This is a genomic window from Bacillus sp. N1(2025) (assembly GCF_053470005.1).
This window is the reverse complement of the sequence record NZ_JBLTJB010000004.1, coordinates 1-25,146: the sequence shown is the minus strand read 5'-3', so window position 1 is coordinate 25,146 and position 25,146 is coordinate 1. Positions and strand designations below refer to the sequence as shown.

26 protein-coding genes and 3 riboswitches are annotated in these 25,146 nt (G+C 45.8%); of the genes, 14 read left to right on the top strand and 12 right to left on the bottom strand.

The genetic code is table 11. From position 1 onward, the window contains the following. Positions 1-115 precede the first annotated feature (115 nt). Positions 116-1,300, bottom strand: coding sequence for an MFS transporter (locus ACNFN4_RS10340; protein ID WP_014417553.1), 1,185 nt, complete (start codon positions 1,298-1,300; stop codon positions 116-118). Positions 1,301-1,381: 81 nt separating this feature from the next. Here ACNFN4_RS10340 and yeiL point away from each other — a divergent pair, with 81 nt between their 5' ends. Further along, on the top strand, positions 1,382-2,053 hold the full coding sequence (yeiL, locus tag ACNFN4_RS10335) for a transcriptional regulator YeiL (RefSeq protein ID WP_053285017.1): 672 nt from the start codon (positions 1,382-1,384) through the stop codon (positions 2,051-2,053). 48 nt (positions 2,054-2,101) lie between these two features. On the opposite strand, the gene metE is transcribed toward yeiL, so the two are convergent. Together metE and ACNFN4_RS10325 are read right to left on the bottom strand one after the other, a co-directional pair. Further along, complete coding sequence (metE, locus tag ACNFN4_RS10330) at positions 2,102-4,390, bottom strand: 5-methyltetrahydropteroyltriglutamate--homocysteine S-methyltransferase (RefSeq protein WP_182072632.1); 2,289 nt, start codon at positions 4,388-4,390, stop codon at positions 2,102-2,104. A gap of 83 nt (positions 4,391-4,473) precedes the next feature. Then, a riboswitch (SAM riboswitch) is annotated at positions 4,474-4,628 on the bottom strand. A 139-nt stretch (positions 4,629-4,767) separates the two neighbouring features. Next, the gene (locus ACNFN4_RS10325; protein ID WP_014417556.1) at positions 4,768-5,727 is read right to left on the bottom strand and encodes a S8 family peptidase; all 960 of its coding nucleotides are present in this window, start codon (positions 5,725-5,727) and stop codon (positions 4,768-4,770) included. Positions 5,728-5,946: 219 nt separating this feature from the next. On the opposite strand from ACNFN4_RS10325, the gene ACNFN4_RS10320 reads away from it, so the two are divergent. After that, the gene (locus ACNFN4_RS10320) at positions 5,947-6,780 is read left to right on the top strand and encodes an STAS domain-containing protein (RefSeq protein WP_014417557.1); all 834 of its coding nucleotides are present in this window, start codon (positions 5,947-5,949) and stop codon (positions 6,778-6,780) included. 45 nt (positions 6,781-6,825) lie between these two features. On the opposite strand, the gene ACNFN4_RS10315 is transcribed toward ACNFN4_RS10320, so the two are convergent. From ACNFN4_RS10315 to ACNFN4_RS10305, 3 genes are read right to left on the bottom strand one after another with little or no spacing between them, the layout of a single operon-like run. Further along, on the bottom strand, positions 6,826-7,587 hold the full coding sequence (locus ACNFN4_RS10315) for an energy-coupling factor transporter transmembrane component T family protein (protein ID WP_022553447.1): 762 nt from the start codon (positions 7,585-7,587) through the stop codon (positions 6,826-6,828). Next, positions 7,562-9,199 carry an ABC transporter ATP-binding protein gene (locus tag ACNFN4_RS10310; protein ID WP_021493796.1) on the bottom strand — a complete coding sequence of 546 codons (1,638 nt, stop codon included), beginning with the start codon at positions 9,197-9,199 and terminating at the stop codon, positions 7,562-7,564. Before ACNFN4_RS10310 ends, ACNFN4_RS10315 begins: the two co-directional genes overlap by 26 nt. Beyond that, positions 9,186-9,785: an ECF transporter S component gene (locus ACNFN4_RS10305; protein ID WP_021493795.1), complete on the bottom strand. Its 600-nt coding sequence runs from the start codon at positions 9,783-9,785 to the stop codon at positions 9,186-9,188. The genes ACNFN4_RS10310 and ACNFN4_RS10305 overlap by 14 nt, the downstream gene beginning before the upstream one ends. Positions 9,786-9,964: 179 nt before the next feature. Next, a riboswitch (TPP riboswitch) is annotated at positions 9,965-10,078 on the bottom strand. A gap of 148 nt (positions 10,079-10,226) precedes the next feature. On the opposite strand from ACNFN4_RS10305, the gene ACNFN4_RS10300 reads away from it, so the two are divergent. The 3 genes from ACNFN4_RS10300 to mgtE all read left to right on the top strand — a co-directional run bounded on the left by ACNFN4_RS10300 (position 10,227) and on the right by mgtE (position 13,577). Next, on the top strand, positions 10,227-11,489 hold the full coding sequence (locus tag ACNFN4_RS10300) for a glycoside hydrolase family 18 protein (protein WP_007407217.1): 1,263 nt from the start codon (positions 10,227-10,229) through the stop codon (positions 11,487-11,489). Between the two features lie 88 nt (positions 11,490-11,577). Continuing rightward, positions 11,578-11,715, top strand: a complete 138-nt coding sequence (locus tag ACNFN4_RS10295) for a transcriptional regulator SplA domain-containing protein (RefSeq protein WP_003154740.1) — start codon at positions 11,578-11,580, stop codon at positions 11,713-11,715. Positions 11,716-11,821: 106 nt separating this feature from the next. Next, a riboswitch (M-box (ykoK) riboswitch) is annotated at positions 11,822-11,987 on the top strand. A 234-nt stretch (positions 11,988-12,221) separates the two neighbouring features. Next, positions 12,222-13,577: a magnesium transporter gene (gene mgtE / locus ACNFN4_RS10290; protein WP_007407216.1), complete on the top strand. Its 1,356-nt coding sequence runs from the start codon at positions 12,222-12,224 to the stop codon at positions 13,575-13,577. A 35-nt stretch (positions 13,578-13,612) separates the two neighbouring features. On the opposite strand, the gene ACNFN4_RS10285 is transcribed toward mgtE, so the two are convergent. Further along, positions 13,613-13,945: a MerR family transcriptional regulator gene (locus ACNFN4_RS10285; RefSeq protein WP_014417562.1), complete on the bottom strand. Its 333-nt coding sequence runs from the start codon at positions 13,943-13,945 to the stop codon at positions 13,613-13,615. Between the two features lie 193 nt (positions 13,946-14,138). On the opposite strand from ACNFN4_RS10285, the gene ACNFN4_RS10280 reads away from it, so the two are divergent. The 4 genes from ACNFN4_RS10280 to ACNFN4_RS10265 all read left to right on the top strand — a co-directional run bounded on the left by ACNFN4_RS10280 (position 14,139) and on the right by ACNFN4_RS10265 (position 15,906). Then, positions 14,139-14,294, top strand: coding sequence for a hypothetical protein (locus tag ACNFN4_RS10280; RefSeq protein ID WP_003154733.1), 156 nt, complete (start codon positions 14,139-14,141; stop codon positions 14,292-14,294). A gap of 89 nt (positions 14,295-14,383) precedes the next feature. Further along, positions 14,384-14,566, top strand: coding sequence for a Fur-regulated basic protein FbpA (locus ACNFN4_RS10275; RefSeq protein ID WP_015388327.1), 183 nt, complete (start codon positions 14,384-14,386; stop codon positions 14,564-14,566). Between the two features lie 142 nt (positions 14,567-14,708). After that, the gene (locus ACNFN4_RS10270) at positions 14,709-15,173 is read left to right on the top strand and encodes a MarR family winged helix-turn-helix transcriptional regulator (protein WP_007610911.1); all 465 of its coding nucleotides are present in this window, start codon (positions 14,709-14,711) and stop codon (positions 15,171-15,173) included. Between the two features lie 178 nt (positions 15,174-15,351). After that, a complete protein-coding gene (locus ACNFN4_RS10265) occupies positions 15,352-15,906 on the top strand; it encodes a YkoP family protein (protein WP_007407215.1) in 555 nt (184 codons plus the stop codon). A gap of 9 nt (positions 15,907-15,915) precedes the next feature. On the opposite strand, the gene ACNFN4_RS10260 is transcribed toward ACNFN4_RS10265, so the two are convergent. The 3 genes from ACNFN4_RS10260 to ACNFN4_RS10250 all read right to left on the bottom strand — a co-directional run bounded on the left by ACNFN4_RS10260 (position 15,916) and on the right by ACNFN4_RS10250 (position 19,045). Continuing rightward, positions 15,916-17,751, bottom strand: a complete 1,836-nt coding sequence (locus ACNFN4_RS10260) for a DNA ligase D (protein ID WP_182072634.1) — start codon at positions 17,749-17,751, stop codon at positions 15,916-15,918. A 2-nt stretch (positions 17,752-17,753) separates the two neighbouring features. Beyond that, the gene (gene ku, locus ACNFN4_RS10255; RefSeq protein WP_007610913.1) at positions 17,754-18,635 is read right to left on the bottom strand and encodes a non-homologous end joining protein Ku; all 882 of its coding nucleotides are present in this window, start codon (positions 18,633-18,635) and stop codon (positions 17,754-17,756) included. A 227-nt stretch (positions 18,636-18,862) separates the two neighbouring features. Then, the gene (locus ACNFN4_RS10250; RefSeq protein WP_021493792.1) at positions 18,863-19,045 is read right to left on the bottom strand and encodes a hypothetical protein; all 183 of its coding nucleotides are present in this window, start codon (positions 19,043-19,045) and stop codon (positions 18,863-18,865) included. 136 nt (positions 19,046-19,181) lie between these two features. Here ACNFN4_RS10250 and ACNFN4_RS10245 point away from each other — a divergent pair, with 136 nt between their 5' ends. The 4 genes from ACNFN4_RS10245 (at position 19,182) to ACNFN4_RS10230 (ending at position 23,044) form a co-directional block, all read left to right on the top strand. After that, on the top strand, positions 19,182-19,817 hold the full coding sequence (locus ACNFN4_RS10245; protein ID WP_369878818.1) for a DedA family protein: 636 nt from the start codon (positions 19,182-19,184) through the stop codon (positions 19,815-19,817). Positions 19,818-20,063: 246 nt separating this feature from the next. Further along, positions 20,064-20,846, top strand: coding sequence for a TerC family protein (locus ACNFN4_RS10240; RefSeq protein ID WP_032874684.1), 783 nt, complete (start codon positions 20,064-20,066; stop codon positions 20,844-20,846). Between the two features lie 276 nt (positions 20,847-21,122). Then, on the top strand, positions 21,123-21,878 hold the full coding sequence (gene sigI, locus ACNFN4_RS10235) for an RNA polymerase sigma factor SigI (RefSeq protein WP_003154719.1): 756 nt from the start codon (positions 21,123-21,125) through the stop codon (positions 21,876-21,878). Beyond that, positions 21,875-23,044, top strand: coding sequence for an anti-sigma factor domain-containing protein (locus ACNFN4_RS10230; RefSeq protein WP_014417566.1), 1,170 nt, complete (start codon positions 21,875-21,877; stop codon positions 23,042-23,044). Before sigI ends, ACNFN4_RS10230 begins: the two co-directional genes overlap by 4 nt. Before the next feature lie 6 nt (positions 23,045-23,050). Here ACNFN4_RS10230 and ACNFN4_RS10225 read toward each other — a convergent pair whose 3' ends face one another. Together ACNFN4_RS10225 and ACNFN4_RS10220 are read right to left on the bottom strand one after the other, a co-directional pair. After that, positions 23,051-23,245 carry an alpha/beta-type small acid-soluble spore protein gene (locus ACNFN4_RS10225; RefSeq protein WP_003154717.1) on the bottom strand — a complete coding sequence of 65 codons (195 nt, stop codon included), beginning with the start codon at positions 23,243-23,245 and terminating at the stop codon, positions 23,051-23,053. A gap of 135 nt (positions 23,246-23,380) precedes the next feature. Then, complete coding sequence (locus tag ACNFN4_RS10220; RefSeq protein ID WP_182072636.1) at positions 23,381-24,082, bottom strand: DUF1836 domain-containing protein; 702 nt, start codon at positions 24,080-24,082, stop codon at positions 23,381-23,383. Positions 24,083-24,230: 148 nt separating this feature from the next. Between ACNFN4_RS10220 and htpX the strand changes: the two genes are divergently transcribed. Next, positions 24,231-25,124: a protease HtpX gene (gene htpX, locus ACNFN4_RS10215; protein ID WP_007407207.1), complete on the top strand. Its 894-nt coding sequence runs from the start codon at positions 24,231-24,233 to the stop codon at positions 25,122-25,124. The last annotated feature ends 22 nt before the right edge of the window (positions 25,125-25,146 follow it).

Here is a 25,146-nt window from a genome sequence, read left to right as displayed (position 1 = left end):
CATTAAATTCATCATATATGAAGGAAATACTTTAAATATAGAGAAAATACATCGCACAGCATTCGCAAATCGGTCAAAATGACAGCGGGACATGTGATCGTCTATAAAGCGATGGCTACATATCTTGAGCGTTTCCTGCAAAAACTCTCTTTTTCATTTCAAGTTTTCTGTATAAAAGGGCGAGAAGCATGGATGGTATCGTACAAACAATCATTCCGATAAAGGCATACCGGGGTTCAATTTCATATAAAAAACCTCCGAAAATAGTAAATACCGCAGTGCTCCAGCTGAGAGCAAGCGCTGAATATATGCCTTGGGCTTTCGGGATTTGCGCCGGTGAAATATTCTTAATTAAGTATTTCATAAATGCATAGTGTCCCATCGCGAATGAACAGGCATGCAGCGTCTGCGCAATACAGAAAATGATGACATGCGGAAAGGCAAATACGAGTATCCAGCGTACGGTAGCACCAAGCGCCGCCAAGGCGAGCAAAGAGCCTGCCGTAAATTGATGAAAGTATCGGTCAGCGATTGCAAAGAAGATAATCTCCGCGATAACGGCGATGTTGATGATGATTCCGATGGCATATGCGGGCGCATCGATTTCCTGCAAAAAGAGATAACCGTAATTGTAGTAAGATGCATGTGCCGCCTGCAGTAAGATAACGATTGCGAGCACCAGACCGAAATATTTGATGCGGAATAAGGCAAACATACCCTCTTTTCTTGCGCGGTCTGTTTCCGGCCGTTTTGAAAGAACAGCTGGTGCATGCATAAAGCTGAGGCATGCGAATATCAGGGTGCCCAAAAGCAGTGCCCATAAAATCGCTTGATCTCCGAATATACCTGTAAAGACGGACAGGATGACGCCGGCTGAAACAAAACCCGCGGACCCCCACTGGCGGCTTGTCCCATAAGCCTTTAATTCGTTATGCTGTACAAGGACGCCGCAAGCGCTGTCTAAAGCAGGCATTAAAGCAGGGTAAAACACATGCAGCACTAATGTGACAAGAAGCAGGCTTTGAAAAGAATCAGCGGGAATATAACATAAAAGTGCGAGAAGCGTCCCGATTCTGGCGCCGTTTAATAAGGCTTTGCTGCTGAATTTTCCTGATAAATAAGGGAAGAAAAATAATGTGGAAATCCCTCTTGCCGCCAAGCCCAGGCTCATAATGAAACTGGCTTCGGATACGGAAACCCCTTTTATATGCACCATCCATCCCGTCCAATAGGGCAGAAAAACACCCCATGTCATAAAAAAACTAAAAAAATGCAGACTCATCCAGCGATATGCTTTCATTCCCGTTCCTCCTTTAATTGGCATGTTATCATGTAAAGACATAAAGACAATATGAGATATCTCATATTTTTGGGGTGGACGATGGAAATTTATAAAGGCGAGAAAAAGCGGCATCAGTTAGAAAAACACTCAATCGCGCATTTATTCTCTTTCCCCGCTGAAAAGTTTATGGAAGTGCACGAATATGAGCGGGACGAATGGATGATTCAAGAGGGCAGGAGGCCTGACTTCCTGTTTTACGTGATTGAAGGAAAAGCGAAAATATATGTAACCCATCAAAACGGGAAAGTTTCTTTAATTAATTTTATCAACAAAAATGATTACATCGGAGAGATGGAACTATTACATGAAGTGTATTACACAAAAGGAATTCAAGCCTCAGCGAAGACTGTTTGTTTTGCTCTGCCTATTTACCGCTGCCGCGCGCAATTGCTGCAGGATGCGAAATTCCTGCGTGAGTTGGCTAAGTTTTTAAGTGCTAAGGCAACGCTTATGGCTTCGAAATATTCACAAAGTCTGGCGTTCCCGCTTGAAAACCGGCTTGCTGATTTTATTTTGCAGACGGCTTATGAAGGGGTTTATAAAGAGAAGCACGTAACGGTCTGTGATTATTTGGGTGTATCTTACCGTCATCTCTTGCATGTGCTGACGCAATTCTGCCAAAAAGGGTATTTGCAAAAAGAAGGGCGGGGCTATCAAATTAAGCAGCATGATTCATTATATGAACTTGCAGAAGCGCTGAAGAATAAGTAGCACGCCCAGAAAAAACAGCCACCCGCGATTTGCGGATGGCTGTTTTCATTATACAAGCTGAGCTTGTTTTTTTCGTGCCTGTTTCGCGGCGTCGACCATATTTTTTAATGCCGCAACGGTTTCTTCCTGCTGTCTTGTTTTCAGTCCGCAGTCCGGGTTTACCCAGAAGCGGTCAGTCGGACACACTTCAAGCGCGTCATCAATAATTTGATAGATTTCTTCAGTTGCCGGCACACGCGGGCTGTGAATGTCGTATACACCGAGTCCGAGGCCTTTCACGTAAGGATGTTCTTTCAAGTATTCTAAAAATCCTCCGTGGCTTCTGCTGTGTTCGATTGTAATGACATCCGCGTCAAGATCATTGATCGTATCTACGATATCTTCAAAGTTGCTGTAACACATATGCGTATGAATCTGCGTCTCATTTTGCACAGAAGACGTCGTTAACCGGAATGCTTCTGCGGCCCAAGTTAAATATTCATCCCAATCCTGCGTTTTTAACGGCAGTCCTTCGCGGAGCGCGGGTTCATCCACTTGGATAATTTGGATACCGGCATCTTCAAGCGCTTTTACTTCTTTTCTGAGGGCAAGCCCGATCTGGAAGGCGATTTCTTTTCTTGAAATATCCACACGCGGGAATGACCAGTTTAAGATGGTGACAGGTCCCGTCAGCATGCCTTTCATGTGTTTTTCCGTCAGCGATTGGGCGTAGACCGTATCTTTTACCGTCATCGGTTTGATAAATTCGACATCTCCGAAAATGACAGGCGGACGTACGCAGCGTGAACCGTAAGACTGCACCCATGCATATTTCGTAAAGGCGAATCCGGCCAGTTTTTCACCGAAGTATTCCACCATGTCCGTCCGCTCAAATTCTCCGTGAACGAGCACGTCTAAGCCGATTTCTTCCTGAATGTCAACCCAGCGCTTCGTTTCCGCATTAATAAAGGCTTGGTACTGTTCATCCGTCCAATCTTTTTTCCGCCATTTTTGCCGTGCGCTCCGCACCTCGGCAGATTGAGGGAAGCTTCCGATTGTCGTCGTCGGCAGAAGGGGAAGACCGAGTGATTCATTTTGCAGCGCCAATCGTTCTTCAAAGCTTGCCGGACGGGAGAAATCTTTTTCCGTCAGCTGATTCAGCTCTTCTTTTTGAGCTGAGTTCGCTCCTGTTGCGAATGCTTTTAAAGCCTTAAGTGCCGCTTTTGACTCTTCGATCTGCTCACTGACGGCCGCTTTGCCGGACAGAAGCCCTTCTTTTAAGACGCCGAGTTCCGCCAGTTTTTCTTTAGCGTATGACAGGCCGTTCAGCAAATCCTTTTCAAGGTGCTCGTCAGGGTGTTTTGCCACCGGCACGTGCAGAAGGCTGCTTGAAGGCTGAATCCATAATTCCTCAACGTCAGCGTGGCTGAGGATATCCAGAGCTGCATCAAGGCGTTCTTCAACATCGATTTTCCAAATGTTGCGCCCGTCGATCACACCGGCTGCCAGCACTTTATCTTTCGGGAAGCCGTGCTTTTTCAGCTGCTCAAGGTTTCTGCCTTTATCATGCACGAAGTCAAGCCCGATTCCCTGTACGGGATAAGAAACGAGTTCTTCATATGCATCAACCGAATCAAAGTATGTCTGCAGGAGAACATTCAGTCCTGAAAGCTCTTTTGTGATCGCTTCATAGAGGTCTTTGGCGGCACGGACGTCTTCAGAAGAAGCTGTCACAAGGGCAGGCTCATCAATCTGAACCCATTTGACGCCTTCTGCTTCAAGCTCTTTCAGCAGCTGAACATAAAGAGGAACAAGGCGTTTTTGAATCGCTTTCGCTTCTGATTCTTCGTATCCTTTCGCAAGCGTGACGAATGTGTACGGACCGACGATGACAGGTTTCGTTTCCGCTCCGAATTCTTCTTTGATCCGGCGGTAGTCATCAAGCTGTTTGTTTCTCGTCAGACGGAATTCAATGCTTTCGTCATATTCAGGAACGATGTAATGGTAGTTGGTATTAAACCATTTCGTCATTTCACTGGAAACGGCGTCTTTTACACCGCGGGCAATCGCAAAGTATGTATCAACGGGATCCGTGATGCTGCGGAATCTTTCCGGAATCCAGTTAAAGCTGACGGCTGTATCAAGCACATGGTCATAATGGGTGAAATCAGAGACCGGCACGATATCGATATGCTGGTCAAGCTGTGTTTTGACAGCTGATAAGAATAAACCGTCAAGTTCTTTAAGAAACGTTTCTTTGTCAGTGTTTCCTTTCCAATAAGCCTCAAGCGCTTTTTTCCATTCTCTGTTCAAGCCGATTCTCGGAAAACCGAGGTTCGAAGTTTTGATTGTTGTCATTAAGTTTCCTCCTTTAAGTGAGATGTAACAAAAAAGCCCCTTTCTCATGAGAGAAAGAGGCTTTAACTTCAAAATGTAAGCCTCTCTCATCTCTCAGATCACGTCTGATGGAATTAGCACCGTGCCTTATGAGACAGTCGTCTCGGCGCAAAAATCACGCGCCCCATTTCACAATGGAATTACGGTCGGTTGCTGTTGGGGTCAAAAGGCCAATCCCTCGCCCAACTCTCGATAAGAGAAAGTATTTCAATTTTTTTGAAAAGTTACATCATTTGTTGGTTATCTTATCAGCTTATTCAGATCACTGTCAATAGAAAATCTCACATTTTAAAAATTGGTGATGTGACAAGCTGACCATTCATTATATGAGAAAAATATCAGAAAGACAGCAGCTGTGCCTGTTCGGCTCTTTCCATCAGCACTTCAGGCGCGTCTAAATACAGAAACCCGTTCCCGGCCAATGTTTTGGCGATGTCCAAAGGAAGGGTCCGCCGCACGAGCTGGGCGTAGACTTCAGCCTCAGAAAGCGTCCGCTGAAACGCGTCCTGTTCAAGCCCTTTTATTAAGGCAAGCGCTCCGCTCACATGCGGGGCGGCCATTGAAGTGCCCGTCAGCTTCCCGTATTTATGGTTGGGAAGGGTGGAGAGAATATTTTCTCCCGGAGCCACTAGGTCAATCTCTTTATTGGCGTTTGAAAATTCAGACGATTTACGGGCGATTGAGACTGATCCGACTGCGATCACTTCGTTGTAAGCGGCCGGATACGACAGTTCCTCTGTACGCTCGTCTCCGTCGCCTTCGTTTCCTGCCGCGCAAACGACCAGAACACCGCTTTTTACCGCATTTGCGACGGCTTCTTTCAATTCAGGCACATCGCTTGGCCCGCCGAGTGACATGGAAATGATATCGGCCTTTTGTTCAACGGCGTAGTTGATGCCGTTAATGATCCATTCGTATTTGCCGCTGCCGTTTTGACCGCCGAGAACTTTAACAATTAAGAGGCTTGCTTCCGGCGCGACACCCGAAATTCCGCCGTTTGAATCATTGGCGGCAATCGTTCCGGAAACGTGTGTCCCGTGTCCGTTATAATCGGAAATCGCGTCTTCTTTGCCTCCGTCATCATCGGTGAAGTTTTTCCCGCCGACAATCCGGTCTTTCAAATCAGGATGATTGATGTCGCAGCCTGTGTCAAGCACCGCGATTTTAATATCCTTGCCTTTAAACCCTTTTGCCCACAACTCTGGCGCCTTAATCACTTTAATACCCTCTGGAAGCTCGTTCACATCCATGATCTGTTCATCCGTGACATAAGGAATCAAATGCATTTCACCATTCATAAAAAAGCCCTCCTTTTTTATGCTTGCGAGTGGATACAAGGGTGTTGCTACTATTTTATGGCAGAGCATGCCGGTCGGAAAGAGTCATTTGAAGCATTTTCATAAAAAAGGCGTAATCTATTGCACTAAAAAATTTCAAATAAATGGATAGTTTAACAGCTTTTATTTTCATTCATGACCCGCTGACGCTATAATTGGAAATGGGAAAGGAGAAGAGATATGAAGATAAATGAAGCATTATACGACTATTTTACAGAACAAGCGGATCAAATTGCGGAAGAGTGGATCGAAACGATGGAAGATTCGGACCCGAATTCGGTTTATTCTTTGGCAAATCCTGTCATCACAGAAGAACTGACGGAGCAGGATAAAGAATTTTACCGGCATATTAATAAAATGTATATCATGCCGGAAAAAGAATTTTTAGAAGAGTTCGAGCAGTGGGTGATTGAGCTCGCGAAAGACCAGAAGCATCTGGATACACCCGTCCAGTATGTGGTCCGTGAATTCATGAGAAACCGGAGGCTATACATCAGTTATTATGATGCGTTTGCCGATAAACATGAATCTTCGTTTGCAGAGGGAGAAAGGAAGAAATGGGAGAATTTAATTGTACGAGTATTTGATTTTACGATTTACACGTTTGTCGATCATGCCGAGCATAACTCGAAAATGCAGCTGAACGCGCAAAGAGAAATGATTTTGGAGTTAAGCTCTCCGGTTATCACGCTGAGCAAACGGACGGCGCTGCTGCCGCTTGTCGGCGATATTGACACGGAGCGCGCCAAATTCATTCTTGAAAATACGCTGAGCACATGTGCCAAACGGCTGATTGAACATCTGTTTATTGACCTATCGGGTGTAGTGGTTGTCGATACGATGGTGGCGCATCAGATTTTTAAATTAATTGAGGCGCTGAAATTGATCGGCGTCACGTCCACTTTATCCGGAATCAGGCCGGAAATCGCTCAAACCGCCGTACAGCTCGGCATTAATTTCTCAGATATTACGATCAAGTCCAATCTCGCTCAGGCTCTCAATTATCATCAATAACATACATAACAAAACAGGCTGCCGAATCACTCCGGCGGCCTGTTTTTATACAAACAACAATGAAATGAGCCAGCTTGCGCCGAATAACAGAAGCACGAGCAGGAAAAAACACCAGTCGGCGCGGCGCACGGTAACAGTTCTGTAAAACGTGCGGTTTCGGCTCCCCGTAAAGCCTTTAGATTCCATCGCGATCGCCGTGCGTTCCGCCTTTCTGATTGCGCCTGCCAATAGCGGAATGGTGAAGCGCCTGAAGGCGGAGAGCTTTCCTTTCAGCCCTGAATCAGACGCCGCGCCCCTGATTCTGTGCGCCTGCCGGATGATCAGGATTTCATCTTTCAGAAGAGGGAGAAACCGGAACCCCGCGATAACGCCGTATGCAAGCTTGGGCGGCAGCTTACACTGCTGAATCAGACTGAGCATGAACAGAATCGGATCGGTTGTGAAAAGAAACATCATCGACAAAGCGGAAAAACATAAAATACGAAACGCGATAGAAATCCCGAGCGCCGCGTTATCACTGTTGACGGCAATCGGCCCGAGCTTAAACAGCAGGTTGCTTCCGGTTGTCGGGACGTTTCCGAATACGGCGGCTGTCCATAAAGAACCGAAGGCCAGAATGACAAACGGAATCGTGAACAGCAGCCATTTTTTCAGCGGCACACGCCCCGCCGAGAGGACGCCTCCCGCAATGATGATATAAAACAAAGCAGGGGTGTACGGATTATAAATAAACGACAGCATAATGACGCATAACAATACAGCCGCCGCCTTTATTGACGGGTTAACAGCCTCCAGCCGCAAGTTCATTTCTCCGCCTCCTGTCGTGTTTCATCCATTCATACCGCAGCGGCAAAGCCAAATGCGCCTGCTCGGCGATCCCGGTGTTATCAGAAAATAAAGCGTCGGGAGTTCCCCGGAATACCAGTTTCGTGCCGCAGAGCACAAGGATCGTGTCGGCATAATCTGAGACGAGTTCCATATCGTGTGTCACCATCAAAACAGCCGTTCCTTCCTTTTGAATCTCACGGAGCATTTGCATACACTCCCGCGCCGTTTTGGCATCCTGTCCGAAAGTCGGTTCATCAAGCATCAAAACGTTCACATTGTGCATAAGCATTGTCGCGACACTGAGCCGGCGTTTTTGTCCTTGGCTTAAAGAAAACGGATGCTGTGAGGCATGGCGTCTCAGGCCGAATCGGGTTAACAGCTGAAGAGCTTTCTCCTTTGCGGGTCTGCTGCTTTCAAAACCGAACATCAGCTCTTGAATGACGGAATCTGTGACAAACTGGTGTTCAGGATTTTGGAAAACATATCCGGTCAGCCGCCGCAGCTCTTTTTCAGAATAGGAATCAATCGGTCTGCCGTCTATTTTGATGTCTCCGCTCAGCGGACGGATGAGCTTGGCCGCGGCAGAAAGGAGCGTGGATTTTCCTGTTCCGTTAGGGCCGGCAATCGCGGTGATTGAACCTTTTTTTACGGAAAAGCTCACATCCTGAAAAATGACGTCTGCTCCTCTTGAGAATGACAGCTCGTGAACGCTCAGCGCGTCTTCTGCCGAAAGCGCGGCGGGCCGGGGTTCGGGCAGAGATGGTACAGGTTCGTGAAACAGCTTTTCTTTACACAATGTAAAAGGAATGCTGACGTGCTCCTGCAATGAGATCACACGCGGAATCGGAATGCCGAGCTGCATCAGCTCTTCAATCTTTGTTTCAAAGATAACGTCCGTCTCTCCGTCCATCACCTTCTGACCCGTTTCGTCAAGGACAATCGTCCTGTCCATCCACGGCGCCCAATGATCAAGCTGATGTTCGATAACGAGAAGGCCGAAGCCTTTTTTTGCTTGTAGATCTTTGATCAGCCGCACTAATTCACGTGCGGAATATGGATCAAGCTGTGCCGTCGGTTCGTCCAAAATAATGAGTTCCGGTTCCATCGCAATGATACAGGCAAGCGCCACTTTTTGTTTTGAACCGCCTGACAGCGAAGCGATCGTTCGCGTTTTCAGATGAGTGATCTCTAATTTTTCTAAAACGTCATTGATGATTGCGTCCATATCTTCTTTTGTATATTGCAAATTTTCCAAGCCGAAGGCGATTTCATCTTCAACCGTCAGCATGCAAAACTGCTGGTCCGGATCTTGAAACACGACGCCGATGGATCTGGCGGCGGGTTCTGTCAGGTGTGAAAGAGGTGTTCCGTATAAAGAAACGGTGCCCGATTGAACCCCATCGCATGCTTCCGGGTACAGACCGTTTAAACAAAGAGCGAGCGAGCTTTTGCCGCATCCGCTCGGCCCGAGCAATAAAGCCCGCTCTCCTTTGCGGAGCTGAAAGGACACGTTTTGAAGAATCGGCTTTTCATCCTGATCATAAGAAAAGGTAAGACAGCCGGCCGATAGAAGGGGCTCAGATGCCTGCATCTTGGTTCACCTGTTTCTTTTTCTTCTTGAATTGTTTTCCGAGCGCCATGCCGTTCAGCACCCCTGTGTAAGCCAGCGCATCACTGATTGCTTTGCCGAGAAGGCCGGCAAGAAGCGCACCTGAGATCAGACGGACAAGAAGCATGACGGCTAATAAACCCGGATTCAAAACAGAGTATCCGGAAACGAACAAGTCATAAATGAAGCTCGTCACAGAAGATCCCATACCGGATAAAAGAAGCATGGGCAGGGTATAAATCCGCCAGCGTGTCGCAAAAAAGACCGCTTCCGCACCGATTCCCTGTGCGATCCCGATCAGAATCACCATCGGCCCTGACGGATTTCCGAGTAAGCACTCCACAAACGCGGCGATGATTTCAGAAACAAGAGCCGCTCCCGGTTTTTGAATAATGTACGCGGCAATTACCGAGACGATAAACCAGATACCGTAAATCGGTTCGTAGCTCATTCGGCCGAAAAACCCTGCCGCTATATTGCTTGCATGAGTTGATACTAAATAAATGACAGCAAATACAACACTGATGACGGACATGACGACAATTTCTCTCATTTTCCAATTTTTCATTGTGATCTCCTGCTTTCTTATCGGATAGTCGTATGTATGAAAGAGATGATTTTACAGGCGGTTTATATTCAGTTTCATATTGCGGTGTCCTCCCCCGTTTTTTAATGAAAAATAAAAAACTGCATATCCGAGGGAATATGCAGCAGCAGAACGAAAACGCATGGGGAAAAACCCTGCGCTCCGGTCAATCTGCACTTCCCCACGCTGGTATTATCCAGATCGGGTTATAAGGGATCAAAACACGCCTGCCGCATGTTTTATCTCAGCCGATAACAGCACCCCTAGTGCGTTTCCTATACAGTTTTTTATGATGACATCATCATAGTTGATCATGTCTGATTTGTAAACAGCCTTTCTCCAAACAGAGTTTGGAATCGGACCGGATGATCATTCATAAAGATAAGAAGAGCCCTTTTGATCAAAAGGAAACGGAGGACATCTATGTTTGTTCATACAGTGCAGTCTGGCGACTCGTTATTTTCCATCAGCAGAAAGTACGGATACCCTGTTGACAGCATCAGAAGCGTCAACGGGCTTGAGGAAACGAATATCGTTCCGGGGCAGGCGCTTTTAATCCCTCTTAATGAATATACGGTTCAGCCGAATGATACGTATGCCGTTATCGCAGGTAAGGCTTATGTGCCGCAGATGCAGCTGATGCAGGCAAACCCGGATATTCCGCCGAACCGGCTGCGGGCGGGTATGAAAGTGAAGATCCCTGATATCTCTAACTATCTTGCGGGAACCCTGCAATTTTATGTCATTCGGACGCCTGAAGCGGATAGAGAGTTAATTAATGATTTTGCGCCGTATTCTTCGGCGATTTCTTTGTTTGAATATCATTTTGGCCCGAACGGAGATATCATTAACGATTTAAACGACAGAACCGCAATAGAAACCACATGGCAGAACAGAGTGCGCCCGCTTGCCGTTATTACAAATTTGACAGAAGGGGGATTCAGTCCGGAATTAGCCCATCAAGTGCTGCAAAATCCGACGGCACGAACGAATCTCGTCAACAATATCGTCTCCTTAACCGTAAGAAAGGGATACGGCGGTGTAAATATCGATTTTGAACGGGTCAGAGAAGCTGACAGGGACCTCTTCACAGGATTTCTCCGGCAGTTAAAAACCCGGCTTTCAGAGCATCAGCTCGCGTTAACGATATCGGTTCCGGCGAAAACAAGTGATGCAGTGCCGTGGCTGAGGGGATATGATTACGGCGGAATCGGAGCCGTCGTCGATTATATGTTCATTATGGCGTACGACTGGCACCACGCCGGCAGTGAGCCGGGACCCGTGGCGCCTTTGACAGAGGTCAGGCAAACGATCAATTTTGCCATCAGCAGGGTGCCGAGAAGAAAAGTGATTCTCGGTGTTCCGCTGTACGGGTATGATTGGGTGATTCCGTACCGTCCCGGAACGATCGGATCCGCCATCTCCAATCAGCGCGCCATGGAAACGGCCATGAAGCATCAATCAGTGATCCGTTATTCCCAGCAGGAGCGTTCCCCTTACTTCCGGTATACTGATGAAAATGGAAGAACGCATGAAGTGTGGTTTGAGGATGTGCGGAGCATGAGTGAAAAAATGGTTCTCGTTCGGGAGTTCGGACTGCAGGCGATCGGCGCGTGGCAATTAACGCTCGGTTTCAAACCGGGCCCGTGGCTGCTTAGGAACTTTTTCACGATCCGAAAAATATAGCTGCATGTCCCCCTCCGCAAGTGATTTTTTTTCCTATGATAACGGGTCTTCTTTTGGACAATCTAAAATTGAACAGGAGGTCTGTCATATGAAGAAAAGGGAAGAGCAGTATATCAACGAGGCTGAGTATGTACCGCATCCGACAAAAGAAGGGGAGTACGCGCTCATGCTGCATGAATCCTATCATTTCCTTTCAGAAGAGGATGAAAGCGATTTGCCGGAATAAGGGCTTTATGCCTTTATTCCGTTTATTTTATAGGCATGTGCTGAAATCACAAATTTAAGGTTGACACATTCCTTTTTTTTCTGTAATCTCAGTGTGTCAATTCAAATAAGAACTTCGTTAGGTGAGGCTCCTGTATGGAGATACGCTGCTGCCCAAAAATGTCCAAAGACGCCAATGGGTCAACAGGAATCATCGACATAAGGTGATTCTTAACGCAGCTGGATGGCTGTCCTATGCCATACAGTGCTAAAGCTCTACGATTGGAGGCCCCGCACGTTTATTTGCCGTGCTTGTTTTCGCCTTCATATCGGAAGGTTTTTTTTATGCCTCAAAACGTACACGACTGAGCATGATAAGGAGGTGCGGAGTATGGATTCTCCCCATTCGAGTATGTCAGAAGAAGTACCCATATACAGCCAGATAACCAGTGACGACATGATGAGGAGACAAACCGCCGCACTTCCCTTGACGGACGGCGCGTCTCCGTAAAGGAGGTACGAGTCCCGATGGTCCAAAACATGACCTATGACGAACTCATATTACGCATTATCATTTTATTGCGGGACGGAAAAATAAAAGAATTCCGAAACATGATAGATGAGCTTCAGCCCTATGACATGGCATTTTTGTTTAAAGAAATGCCGGAAAAGCACCGGGCCCGCTATCTGTCATATATGACGGTTGATGACATCACCGACATGATCGGAGAGCTGGAGCGGGAATTTCAGCTTGCCGTTTTGCATAAAGTCGGTAAAACGAAAGCCACTCTCGCAATGAATAAAATGGATAACGACGATCTCGCCGCATTGCTGGAAGAGATGGATGAAGAACTGAAAGAACAGCTTTTATCCAGCATGGAAGCTGAGGAATCAAAGGCCGTACAGCTTTTGATGAACTATCCGCAAGAATCGGCGGGCCGGATGATGACGAACCGCTTCGTCTGGATTCCGCAGCATTATACAGTAAAAGATGCGGTCGTGAAGCTGAAAAGCTTTGCAGAAATCGCAGAATCAATAAATTATTTGTACGTGATTAATGACAGCAAGCAGCTTGTCGGAGTGCTCTCTTACAGAGATTTAATTCTCGGCGAGCCTGACGATAAAGTGCAGGATCTCATGTTTACGCGTGTCATCTCGGCCGGGGTGCTCCAAGACCAGGAAGAAGTCGCCCGGCTGATCCAGCGGTATGACTTTTTAGCCATTCCGATCGTGGAAGAAAATCATGTGCTTGTCGGTATTGTCACTGTCGATGATATTATTGACGTCGTGATTAAAGAAGCCGATGAAGATTACGAAAAATTCGCAGCCTCCGGTAAGGCGATTACATTTGATACGAAAGCGTACGTTGCGGCGTACCGCCGTTTGCCGTGGCTCATTCTGCTTTTGTTTATCGGATTGATTTCCGGAAGCATTCTGAATTATTTTGAAGATACATTGCAAAAAGTAGTCGCCCTCGCATTTTTCATGCCGATGATTGCGGGAACGACGGGTAATACAGGCACACAGTCACTCGCCGTCGTCATCAGAGGACTGGCTAAAGAAGAAATGAATAAAAAAACCATCTTTAAACTGATTTTCCGTGAATTAAGAACCGGTATCTATATCGGCATCGTCTGTGCGATCGCGATTACGATTGTCGCAACCGTCTGGCAGAAAGACTTAACGCTCGGTTTTGTCGTCGGTTCATCGCTGCTTGCAACGTTGATTATCGGTACGATGGCCGGAACGATCGTCCCTATTATTCTTCATAAACTGAACATTGACCCGGCGATTGCATCAGGACCGCTGATTACGACGCTGAACGATATTTTGTCCTTATTAATTTATTTCGGCATTGCAACTGCATTTCTTCATGCTTTATAAAAAAAGTCCGTCTCACAGGAGGCGGACTTTTTTGATCAGCGGTTTTTATACTTAAAATGAGCATTAAGCTGTCCTTCCAGCATTTTTTTGCGGAGCTGCGGGTCGTTTTTGAGAGCCTGTTCTTTTTTTCGCATGTCTTTTAAAATCTCAGCCGTCTGCACGCCGTCTTCCCGCTTGTTGGCAATATCCATCAGCCGCTCAACGTCCGCGAAGGAATACTTTCTCGTTCCCCGTGATGATCGCTGCGGGTAGATTAATTTCCGTTCTTCATAGTATCTGATCTGTCTGACTGACAATCCGGTTAATTCGCTTACAATGCCGATCGAGATTACTTTTTTATCTTTGTAAGATTGTTCGTCTGCCGTCATTTTTCCACCCCTGGATGTCTTTTACTCATATTATATAAGAAAAAAAGAGAAAAAACCTGACGCTTGTCAGGTTTTCTGACGCGGAATAGAAAATTTTAGAAAAAAAGCGGCAGAAAAATTGACAAGGTTAATGCATGGTCCTTTGCCCCGTTTTATGCTTACTGTACAGACACAATGAGGAGGAAGGATAGGAATGGAGAAAGAAAAAGCGGTTTCGCTGGCAAAAGAAATCATTGAATTAGATATGAAACGCGATGAAATGCTGGAGGCGTTCATGCAGCTTGCCGGGGAACATGCTTTTCCGCTGCTCAGAGCCGTCCAGAACGGACTTTACCGAAAAACATCATAATCCTACAGAAGTTTTACAATGGCTTTATACGTCTTTGATATAAAAGCGTTATTCTGATCATAGAATAACGGAAAACAAAGGAGGCCGCCATGAGTCATTTGCTTCAAAATGCATTGGACAAAGAGAGAAACCATTATTCCAAAAAGCTTCTTCAGATCGGAGTCTATACGAAAGAAATACTCAATTCCATGACAATTACGGAGCTGAGAAAGGAATACGCGTATTTTTTTCGGAACATTCCCTATAAAGAACGGAACCCTTATACAAATTAAATGATGTATAAGGGTATTTTTTTATATAAAAAAGAAGGAATTCTGAAAAACGGCACGAATAGAATATAAAACAAAGAACGACTCTTATGAATTGTAAGGGTTTACATTATTTTTTTATAAAAATCTTAAATACGGGGTAGATATGATGAGATTATCATTTAACGAAGAAGAAGTGATGCGTTCGATGAATTTGTACAAAGTTTTTGCAAGGGCTTTCAAGAGTGTGTCTGAACACAGCATCCGCGACAGTAAAGAACACGGTTTTAATCCGACTGAATTTGCCGTTTTGGAGCTGCTCTATACGAGAGGACCGCAAAAGCTTCAGCAAATCGGGTCGCGTCTTTTGCTTGTCAGCGGGAATGTCACCTATGTCATCGACAAGCTTGAAAGAAACGGGTTTTTGGTCAGAGAACAAGACCCGAAGGACAAACGGTCTGTTTACGCCCATTTAACTGATAAAGGAAACGAGTATTTGGATAAAATTTATCCGATTCATTCATTGAGAATTGCGAGAGCGTTTTCAGGACTTATGCCTGAAGAACAGGAACAGCTGATAGCCTTACTGAAAAAAGCGGGAATTCACAGCCAGCATTTGCTTTTCCGTTAAAAGAAAGCGGATACAAACACTCTTCTTCACGAAGAGTGTTTTTTTCTGTTCCGGACAGTAGAGCCTGAAGCGGTTTTTGCATAAGCTGATACAGGTCGGCATCATTATTTACCAATCATAATGTGACATGCCCCATGCCAAAATATGAGGGTGCTTTGAATATAAAGAAGGTGAACATGTGAGAAGCTGTCTGCTGTCTATATGGTACTTACTTGATCCGCTTTATTTCTTCTTTACCCGGCTGACGCTGATTGATAAACGGCAATCGAATGTATTCCGCGTCCGTTTGACAAGATATAAAGGAAAAGAAGTCATCCTGAGCGACGGAACCAGAATTAAAAAAAACGACGTGTTAGTTAAGATTCATCTTCATAATGTCAAACTCCTGAAAGAGCTGCAGCCTATTGAAAGCGCGGTCAGAAGGGGGATTATGCTATATCAGAAGGTATATCAATCCATGCCTCATTTAGCGGATTATATTAACCAGCATAAACGGAAAGACGAGATTAAGGGAGTCGTCGGCATTACAATGCTTCATAAAGGAGCGGCGAGACTCGGTTTTGATGTGATAAAACCGTCCAGCGGCTGCTACAGGCTGTTTAAGAAAGCGGCCCATATTCCGATTTTATACTTTACTGCAAAACAGCTCACCCTCAAAAACATTCCTTACTCCTGCTATTTATTTATTTCCAAAGAAAAATTGATGTGCACGTATCAGACTGAAAAGAGCTGACAAAAAGCGTCAGCTCTTTCTCTTGATTTGCTCAAGCACGATTGAAAGCGGGCCGTCCTGCGGATTCCGGTAAAAATCATAAAACGGATCTCCCTCTGTCCTGACGCGGTTCACTACTGTATCGATCGTATAATCATCAGGTGTTAAAGAGGAGTTGACTTCGCTCCAATAAAGGGGAGCCGCAACCGTTCCCAATTCGTTGCCCCGGGTCGAATAGGGGGCGATAATGGTTTTCCCTTCGGCATGCTGCAAATAATCTAGGTAGAGCCTGCCGTTTCGGTTTTTGATAAACCGCTCTGTCGTAAAAAGATCCGGGCGCGTCCTGACGCAATAATCGGCGATGAGCATTGTGAACGCACGGGTTTCTTCATAGGTGAATGCTTCCGGTGAAAGCGGGATGTAGAGCTGAATGCCTTTATTTCCGGAGAGCTTCGGGAATGACGTAATGCTGAATGAGTCAAACAGCTGTTTCAGCACATGCGCAGCCTCCACTGCCATGGGAAAATCATTCCTTGACGGAGGATCAAGGTCAATGACAATCTCTGCGGGTCTTTCAGAATGCACTGTCTGAAACGGAACGTGAAATTCAAGCGCCAGCTGATTGGCCAGCCATAGAAGTGACGGTATGCTGCTGCATACGATGTGCTCGTGGCTCCCGTCAAACACGCTTGAGACAAAGTCCGGCGTGTAGTCCGGTTTGTTTTTTTGAAAAAAAGATTCGCCAGGCGCGCCGTGCGGATAACGGATCACCGTGACGGCCCGATCTTTAAGAAAGGGCATAAGAAAATCGCTCATTTTCACCATATAACTAAGGAAATCTGCTTTCGTTTTTTCACGTTTTTTAAAAACGATCTTATCCAGGCTTGTGAACTGCAGCTTCGGCGGCAGCGTTTTAGAGCGGAGGATAAGCTGCTGATACGTGCATTCCGTCCAATCCATTTCAAACTGAAAAGACACAAAAGATACTTCACGCAGCGTGTCCTGCAATATGGTTAAATACTGCACGGTCATGCAGATAGAAGGCTCAAGTGTATACTCGCCGCTTGGCAGTTTTTTTCCGTGGGTCTCCATAATGGTTCTGACGGCGTTTTTTTCTTCCGACTGCATGCCGTGGGAAACGGAAGCGATCGGGACGGCGGTGCCGTCTTTTAAAACAGAGGCTGTTACATACCCGTTCTTCGGATTAAATCCGGTTAATAGCACATGTGCCGTTTTCATATGTTTATACTTTTGCCAGTCGGGAGAGCGTTTATTTTCCGCCCAGCCGCTTGATGCTCTTTTTGCTACGACACCTTCTCCGTCATGGCGGACGACCTTGTCCCAAAGCGCATCAAAGTCAGTGTGTTCCGGAATGTATTGAATCGCTTCTTCCGCTAAGTGATGAGGGCAGGCGGGAAGATTTGCTTCTTTAAACAGTTTGGAAAGGGCGCGCTTCCGTTTCACATACGGTAATGAGACGGTGCCGGCGCCTTCCAGAACGAGGAGATCAAATGCCAGAAAGCGGCATGGCCGTCTATCAGCGGTGCTTTCAATTGCTTCCGTCCGTTTTAAACGTCCGCGGATTTGAAGATGCTCAAAGTCCGCTCTGTACGGATTGATTAAATAGACAAGCTCTCCGTCAAGCGTAATGGGGAACCTGTCTTTCATGTGCTGAAAACACCGGGCCGCAAAAGCCGTGATTTCCGGAAATTGATTCGTCAGCGTCTGTCCGTTTCTGCTGGTTAATGTAACGCCGCTTTCGTCTATGCGGAGAAGACAGCGGAATCCGTCATACTTTACCTCATAGCGCCACTCACTGCCTTCAGGCGGTACAGAGGTCAAAATCGGCTGCATCGTCAGCACCATGATTAAGACGTTCCGGCTTTTTGTCTGGTCGTCTTTTGCTTTTTGCCTCCGCCGCCTGCTGACGCGGCGTCTTTTGTCCGCGCCGGTGCAGCCTGTTCGCGATCCGGCCGCTTCGTCCGGTCAATGCTTGCCTGAAGCGCGCTGACAAGATCAATGACATCTTCGCGCGGGCCGGCAGCAGCCGGTGTCACGCCCGCTTCTTCATGTTCGAGCTTATCGTTAATTTTAGCGAGAAGGGCTTTCCGGTATGTGTCTTCGTATTGTTCCGGGTCAAACTCGGTTGTCAGTTCATTAATTAACGTAATCGCCGTCTGCAGCTCTTTTTCATTAACGGCTGTCTGCTCGGGAACGCCCGGCACATGTCCGGCATTTCTGACTTCATCCGGATAATGAATGGATTCCATCACGATGCAGTTGTCATACACGCGAAGAATCGCAAGCTGCTGTTTAGAGCGGATCGTAATGGAGGCAATCCCGATTTTACCCGTCGTTCTCAGCGCTTCCCGCAGAAGTGTATAGGCTTTTGTGCCGTTATCTCCCGGCCCGACATAATACGACCGGTTAAAATAAATCGGATCAATTTCCTGCAGCTGGACAAAGTCAACAATCTCAACCGCTTTTTCTTCATGTTCCTGTTTTACGTCTTTCAAGTCTTCGTCTGTCATAATGACGTATTTCCCTTTTACATACTCATAGCCTTTCACGATTTCATCAGGTTCCAGACTTTTTTCACATCCGGTGCAGATTTTTTCGTATTTAATCGGCGCATGGTCTTCTTTATGAAGACTGCGGAATTTTATATCTTTATCTTCAGTGGCCGCAAAGAGCTTGACCGGGATATTGACGAGACCGAAACTGATCGAACCCTTCCACATCGTGTGCATGAATAAAAACTCCTTTTTGTCTTTATTGTGGATAAACGGGTCCGTTCCATGTGTAGCAACTTATGGGTGTTGCGGTCCTTCATGGAGCGGCTGTTCCATTTCCTCAGGCGGCAATGGTCGGCTGAAAAGCAAATGAATTCTCTATTTACAATCAGTGAATCGGTAAGTTCTTTAAAGCGCTGAAGTCCCTGAAAATCATCAGTGGTAATCAAAAAGATTATACAAAATCATTCCCCGGGAAATGCCCACGCATTCCCATGTAGTGACTGAGAGAATTTCCCGCTCCCATATGAACTGAATCCGCGGTCAGCCGCCGCTTCCCGCGAAGGGTAACTTTTCCGGAGATCTTCAGTGATGTAAACGCCGCCAGACAAGCAATCAGGAGACAGGCGGGACGTTGTATTGCTCATGTCATTCCCTCCCGCTATACCGATCTGAAACGACTCACATTTATAACGGGCATGTCTAAAAGATATTTCAGCCTCAAGGTTTTGTGTTAAAATCATTCTTAAGTTTCGGAATATAGACGTAAGCCGGGAGTGATAGATCATCGAAGATTTCATCATCTCAATAATAGAGGCGTTTAAAAGCTTATCTTACGCCGGGATTTTTTTGGCGCTCAGTATAGAATTCATCCCGGCGGAAATTGTTCTTCCGCTTGCGGGCTATTGGGTCTCAAAAGGGGATATGACGCTTGCCGGGACCGTGTTTGCCGGTTCGCTCGGCGGTGTTTCAGGTCCGCTTGTCTTATATGGAATCGGCAGGCTGGGCGGTCGGCCGTTTTTGCTGAAATATGGAAAGTATATATGGATAAAACCCGAATCCCTGCAGAAATCAGATGATTTCTTTCAGAAGCACGGAGGTTTGGTCGCGTTCAGCGGCCGTTTTATACCGGGGGTCAGGACGCTGATTTCTTTGCCGTGCGGCATTGCGAAGATGAATGTCTGGGTGTTCTCTCTATATACATATGCAGCGATGCTGCCGATTACATTTGCTTACGTATACCTGGGAATGAAACTCGGGGAAAATTGGAAAAGCGTCGGTTCCATTCTCGATCAATATATGCTGCCGCTCGGTATATTCATTGTGTTGCTTCTCATTCTTTGGATGTTTTTAAAGAGAAGAAAACAGCGGGCCAAAACAGAAAAAATTTCTCAATTTGTTAAAAAAGTTAAGCGTTGACAAATGATGAAACAGGCTTTATCATGAGCGTATAAACAAATATTTCTTGAAATCCCAAAGGGGAGTAGCGTCCGGATATTCCGGAAACAAAGTCGTCAATTCATGGATCATATCCATCGGCTTTGTTGGCATGCCAATCATTCATGTCTAGCAAGACCTTTGCCTTATATCGGCAAAGGTCTTTTTTGCGTAAAAAAACCGCCGGTATAAGCTCGGATGATAGAAAAAAGAAACGGAGGGAATGGATTGGACTTTGCATTATTATTGGAGTATGGATGGGTTCTTCTCGTTTTAATCGGGCTGGAAGGGATTTTGGCGGCGGATAACGCGCTGGTGATGGCTGTGATGGTGAAGCATCTTCCTGAAAAACAAAGGAAGAAGGCTTTATTTTACGGATTGGCGGGCGCATTTATTTTGCGTTTCGGGTCGCTGTTCGCCATTTCTTTTCTGGTGAATGTTTGGCAGGTCCAGGCCGTCGGCGCTTTATATCTGTTTTACATTGCGGTCAGCCATTTGCTGAAGCGGTATGTATTTAAAGATAACAACGGTCAGAAAACGCAGAAAGAAAGCGGGTTTTGGCAGACTGTCTTGAAAGTGGAGCTCGCGGACATCGCTTTTGCCGTTGACTCCATTTTAGCGGCGGTCGCGCTTGCCGTAACGCTCCCGGGAACACAGCTTCCTGCCATCGGCGGCTTGGACGGCGGTCAGTTTCTCGTTATTTTAGCCGGCGGCGTAATCGGTTTAATCATTATGCGTTTTGCGGCATCAATGTTCGTATCCTTACTGAAAACCAGGCCGGGCCTTGAAACGGCGGCATTTGTGATTGTCGGATGGGTAGGAGTAAAGCTCGCTCTTTATACATTGGCCCATGAGGAACTCGGTATAATTCCGGCAGATGTCATCCATTCGGCGGCCTGGAAAATCATTTTCTGGGCGGTTCTGGCTGCCATCGCGGTTTGCGGATGGTTTATGTCAGGAGCAAAACAAATAGAGTCTGGCGCGGAATCGGAAAAAAGAGAACACGCGTAAAATGATCAAAAAGGGAGTCTGGCTTTTTAAAAAGCAGGTTCCCTTTTTTGTTTGAAACGCTTACATTTAAGACATATGATAACAATTTTATAACAGCATTGTTACAAAAAACACAGAGAAAACCCCCTTAATTCTGCATGGGGGCACGAAATCATGTATAGTACGTCTTATTGGCTTGTCATAATTGAGACAAATGAAATCGATTTCTCTTTTTCTTCCTTTGCGAATCCCTACTAAATTAGCTATGATTATGAGTAGTTATAGGGAGGAACTGAGGTGAAACCAGTGCTTAGCCTTTTGTTTAAATTGGGAAAAAAGAAGCAAACGCTTGAAACATCTGTTGAAAAAATACAAAAAGGCGACAAAGATCTGCAGAACGATTTAATACAGCAATATAAGCCTTTTATCGCGAAGACGGTTTCATCCGTTTGTAAACGATATATAGATGAAAAAGACGACGAATTCAGCATCGGGCTGATCGCGTTTAACGAAGCCATTGAAAAGTATTCGGCTGAAAAAGGTAATTCGCTGCTTGCATTTGCAGAGCTGATTATAAAAAGAAAAGTGATAGACTATATCAGAAAAGAAGCAAGAACCGCTCAGCATATCAATATGGATGTGCAGGAAGGCGACGACCAGGAATCTTCGCAGAGCCTTATCGAAGCGGAGCTTTCCATTGATGAATACCGCAAACAGATAGAACAGGAACAGCGCCGGGAAGAAATTCTTTTTTTTCAGAAGCAGCTGAAAGAATACGGCCTGTCTTTTAAAGAGCTGCTGGAACAATCGCCGAAGCATACAGATGCGAGGCAGAATGCGATTAAGGTTGCCTACACGCTTGTTGAAAATGAAGAGCTGGCGTCCATTTTGCACCAGAAAAAACAGCTTCCTGTCAAACAGCTGGAGCAGCTCGTGTCGGTCAGCAGAAAAACGATCGAACGGAACCGAAAATATATCATCGCCATGAGTATTATTATTACCGGTGATTATATTTATTTAAAAGATTATCTTAAAGGGGTGTTGCACTCATGAGAAGAGGGATCATAGTAGAGAAAAATAAAAAATTCGTCACGTTGCTAACCCCTGACGGACAATTTTTAAAAACAAAAAATGATCACCGCACTTGTGAAATCGGAGAGGAAATTACGTTCGAAGGCGAAACGCGTATGGGAAGAAGGGCCAGCTTTTTTGATTTTCTGAAACTGCGCCCTTTTAAATTGGGAGTGTTTACGATGACTGCTATTATTTTGTTTATTTTAATTTTGCTCCCGGTTTTTTCTGATAACAAAGCTTACGCGTATATGACGCTTGACATTAATCCCAGCATTGAAATGGCTTTAAACAGCAAATATGAAGTCATTGAACTGACACCGCTGAACCATGACGCCAAACAGGTCATCAGTGACATCGGAGATTGGAAAAGCAGCGATTTTAAGGAAGTCATCAGTAATATTATTACCGATTGCAGCAAGCATGGATATGTAAAGGAATCAAAAGAGATTTTAATTTCCACGGTTTATGAAAATACAGATGACAATACATATAAAAAAGGCGTTAAAAAACAGCTGGCTGACATGACTGAAAAATATAAGGGCACCTACCAGGTCCAATCGCTTGAATCTGATATGGAAACAAGAGAAAAAGCAAAACAGGAAGGGATGTCAACAGGCAGCTACATAAGAAGAAACGAAAAGAAAACAGAAGAAAAACAGCCTGAAAAGCAAACCGACGGCAATGAAACAGATCAAAAAGATACCGAAACAGACGCTGATCAAAGCGAGCAGCCGGACACAGACAAGCCGGCGGCTGATGAAAAGACAGCTCCTGATGAAGAAAAGGCAGCAGAGAAGCCGGGAAACAATGAAACAACGCCCGGTACGGAAGAAGCGAAGCCGGACAGTCAGGACGGCAATCAGCAAACCGAAAAAAATGCAGCTTCCGGATCAGAGGAAAACACACAGAAGGAACAAGATGGGGAAACAGAGCAGCCCCCAACACAAAATCCTCAGGAAAACGGAAATGACAAAGAGCCTAAGCAAAAGTATTACAATCATTACTGGAATCATGATCGCAATGAACATTGGGAATCCTATCGGCATCATGAAGATTCGTCAGACCGAAGGAATCCGAACGGCTACCGGCACGGAAAGGAGAATGCCGATAAATATCAAAATTCGCCGAGAAGCCCCGGCGAATAAGCTGCATTATTGATTTTTCCCGTTTAATTGTGATTGAGCCTGCTGTACAAGACGTTTTGTCATTTCCCCGCCTACAGAGCCGTTTGCGCGTGCTGCTGTATCAGAGCTAAGGTTCACGCCGAATTCTTGAGCCACTTCGTATTTAAATTGGTCAAGTGCCTGCTCAGCCCCTGGAACTAAGAGTTTATTTCTGCTCGCCATCTTTTTCATCTCCTTTTCTCTGGCAAGATGTGTTTTCGCGTTTTAGTTTCAAACGGAACGGTATTGATTATGCTGGCAATTGTTGTACAGCAAAAAAACCCCGGCGCAGACACCGGGGCGAAGAAGCATTATGAATTATAATAAATGGCTGGTCATTTTGTAGGCTGAGGCTTGAATATGGAAAGTCAAAACGGAGAGCACCGTGACGGCGATTATGGATCTGATATTGTTCCATTGTCCGCTTCCGAGTTCTTTAAAGCAGCCTTTGAGCTTGTCCGTCTGCTCTTCGACGAGCTCCTGCAGGCTCGTTTCCTTTATCGGCGGGTTTGCCTTATGATGAAGATAATCAATCACTTGGGCGCAGCTTTCATAGTAGCTGATCGGGCTGATGACGTCGTCTGATCTGTCTGTGATCGTGTTAAAAGCGATTTTTAATATGCCGCGTATATGTTCGAAGTCATAAATTGATTTTAAATCACGTACAATGAGAAGGATGACAGCTTGTTCAATTGTATATTTTTTGCCGAGTAAGGGGTGGCCGATTAAATCTTTAATATCGCGCTTCACCCAGTTTTGGACGGCGGTTGATTTTAAAGACGTCAGCTCGCACAGATTTCCCAGCTCGACAATCTCGTTAGTTGAAAGCCCGTATTCCTTTTTCTCTTTTTTTCGTTCGAATCTCGTCAGAAATTCAGGGATATGCAGACGGCTTTCCGCCTCATCCAAGGTCATATCCGCTGATTGCAATAAGATTTGGAGAGGGGTTGCGTCTCCTTGGCCTTTTAGCGCGTAAAGAAGCCGGACCATATCAGTTCGGGTCAGTTTAAACGTGTTCATGGTTCACCTCTGATTGATTACGTGTTCACTTTTTAATATCACTGAGAATTACATTAACATCATACGTCGAAATTGTTGCATTTTCAAACAGATCATTTATAATTTAAGTAAATAAGTTCTTTTGATCTTAAAAAAGACGGAGGTAATTATGGCGAAAAGAATATTTCTGTTTATTTTAACGAACCTTTTGGTCATTACGACAATCGGAATTGTGCTTACGATTATTACAAGCGTTACCGGTGTCGGCTCGTATATACAAAATGGCCGCATTGATCTGATGGCATTGCTCGTGTTCAGTCTTGTCGTCGGTTTTGTCGGTTCTTTTATTTCTCTCGGAATGTCCAGATGGATGGCCAAAACGATGATGGGCGTCCGGGTGTTAAATCCGAAGAAACAGTCGCTCAGCTATGAAGAACAGCAATTGGTTGACCGTGTGCACAGATTGTCCCGTGCCGCAGGGATGACGAAAATGCCTGAAGTCGGCATTTATCATTCCCCGGAGGTCAATGCTTTTGCGACCGGACCTTCTAAGCGCCGTTCGCTTGTCGCGGTTTCTTCAGGTTTATTGCAGCAGATGGATGATGCTGCGGTGGAAGGGGTTCTTGCCCATGAAGTCGCACACATCACAAACGGTGATATGGTCACGATGACGCTGCTGCAGGGAATCGTCAATACGTTCGTTGTATTCCTTTCCCGAATCGCGGCATGGGTTGCAAGCCGCTTTGTCAAAGAAGACCTCGCGCCGGTCGTTCATTTTATCGCGATGATCGTGTTTCAGATTATCTTTTCCATTCTCGGCAGTCTTGTCGTCTTCGCTTACTCGCGCCATAGAGAGTTTCACGCTGACCGCGGCGGTGCAGACCTTGCCGGCAAGGATAAAATGATTCACGCCCTGCGTACGCTGAAGTCTTATACAGGACATGTGAATGAAGAGGACCAGACGGCGGTGCAGACGTTAAAAATTAACGGTAAAAAGCATTCGTCACTGTTCTCCACACACCCTGATCTCGATGAGCGCATCCGCAGGCTGGAAGCAAAATAATCAACAAAACCTCTGACAATCG

Bases quoted from the DNA above. Each gene is read 5' to 3' on its own strand.
- ACNFN4_RS10270 (WP_007610911.1), top strand. From the start codon at position 14,709: ATGATGAGATTATCATTTAACGAAGAAGAAGTGATGCGTTCGATGAAT.
- ACNFN4_RS10295 (WP_003154740.1), top strand. From the start codon at position 11,578: ATGAAGAAAAGGGAAGAGCAGTATATCAACGAGGCTGAGTATGTACCG.
- metE (WP_182072632.1), bottom strand. From the start codon at position 4,390: ATGACAACAATCAAAACTTCGAACCTCGGTTTTCCGAGAATCGGCTTG.
- ACNFN4_RS10305 (WP_021493795.1), bottom strand. From the start codon at position 9,785: ATGAAAAATTGGAAAATGAGAGAAATTGTCGTCATGTCCGTCATCAGT.
- yeiL (WP_053285017.1), top strand. From the start codon at position 1,382: ATGGAAATTTATAAAGGCGAGAAAAAGCGGCATCAGTTAGAAAAACAC.
- ACNFN4_RS10315 (WP_022553447.1), bottom strand. From the start codon at position 7,587: ATGAACTTGCGGCTGGAGGCTGTTAACCCGTCAATAAAGGCGGCGGCT.
- ACNFN4_RS10340 (WP_014417553.1), bottom strand. From the start codon at position 1,300: ATGAAAGCATATCGCTGGATGAGTCTGCATTTTTTTAGTTTTTTTATG.
- htpX (WP_007407207.1), top strand. From the start codon at position 24,231: ATGGCGAAAAGAATATTTCTGTTTATTTTAACGAACCTTTTGGTCATT.
- ACNFN4_RS10320 (WP_014417557.1), top strand. From the start codon at position 5,947: ATGAAGATAAATGAAGCATTATACGACTATTTTACAGAACAAGCGGAT.
- ACNFN4_RS10280 (WP_003154733.1), top strand. From the start codon at position 14,139: ATGGAGAAAGAAAAAGCGGTTTCGCTGGCAAAAGAAATCATTGAATTA.
- ACNFN4_RS10325 (WP_014417556.1), bottom strand. From the start codon at position 5,727: ATGAATGGTGAAATGCATTTGATTCCTTATGTCACGGATGAACAGATC.
- ACNFN4_RS10260 (WP_182072634.1), bottom strand. From the start codon at position 17,751: ATGGTGCTGACGATGCAGCCGATTTTGACCTCTGTACCGCCTGAAGGC.
- ACNFN4_RS10230 (WP_014417566.1), top strand. From the start codon at position 21,875: ATGAGAAGAGGGATCATAGTAGAGAAAAATAAAAAATTCGTCACGTTG.
- ACNFN4_RS10220 (WP_182072636.1), bottom strand. From the start codon at position 24,082: ATGAACACGTTTAAACTGACCCGAACTGATATGGTCCGGCTTCTTTAC.
- ACNFN4_RS10225 (WP_003154717.1), bottom strand. From the start codon at position 23,245: ATGGCGAGCAGAAATAAACTCTTAGTTCCAGGGGCTGAGCAGGCACTT.
- ACNFN4_RS10275 (WP_015388327.1), top strand. From the start codon at position 14,384: ATGAGTCATTTGCTTCAAAATGCATTGGACAAAGAGAGAAACCATTAT.
- ku (WP_007610913.1), bottom strand. From the start codon at position 18,635: ATGCACACGATGTGGAAGGGTTCGATCAGTTTCGGTCTCGTCAATATC.
- mgtE (WP_007407216.1), top strand. From the start codon at position 12,222: ATGGTCCAAAACATGACCTATGACGAACTCATATTACGCATTATCATT.
- ACNFN4_RS10300 (WP_007407217.1), top strand. From the start codon at position 10,227: ATGTTTGTTCATACAGTGCAGTCTGGCGACTCGTTATTTTCCATCAGC.
- ACNFN4_RS10250 (WP_021493792.1), bottom strand. From the start codon at position 19,045: ATGAGCAATACAACGTCCCGCCTGTCTCCTGATTGCTTGTCTGGCGGC.
- ACNFN4_RS10285 (WP_014417562.1), bottom strand. From the start codon at position 13,945: ATGACGGCAGACGAACAATCTTACAAAGATAAAAAAGTAATCTCGATC.
- ACNFN4_RS10310 (WP_021493796.1), bottom strand. From the start codon at position 9,199: ATGCAGGCATCTGAGCCCCTTCTATCGGCCGGCTGTCTTACCTTTTCT.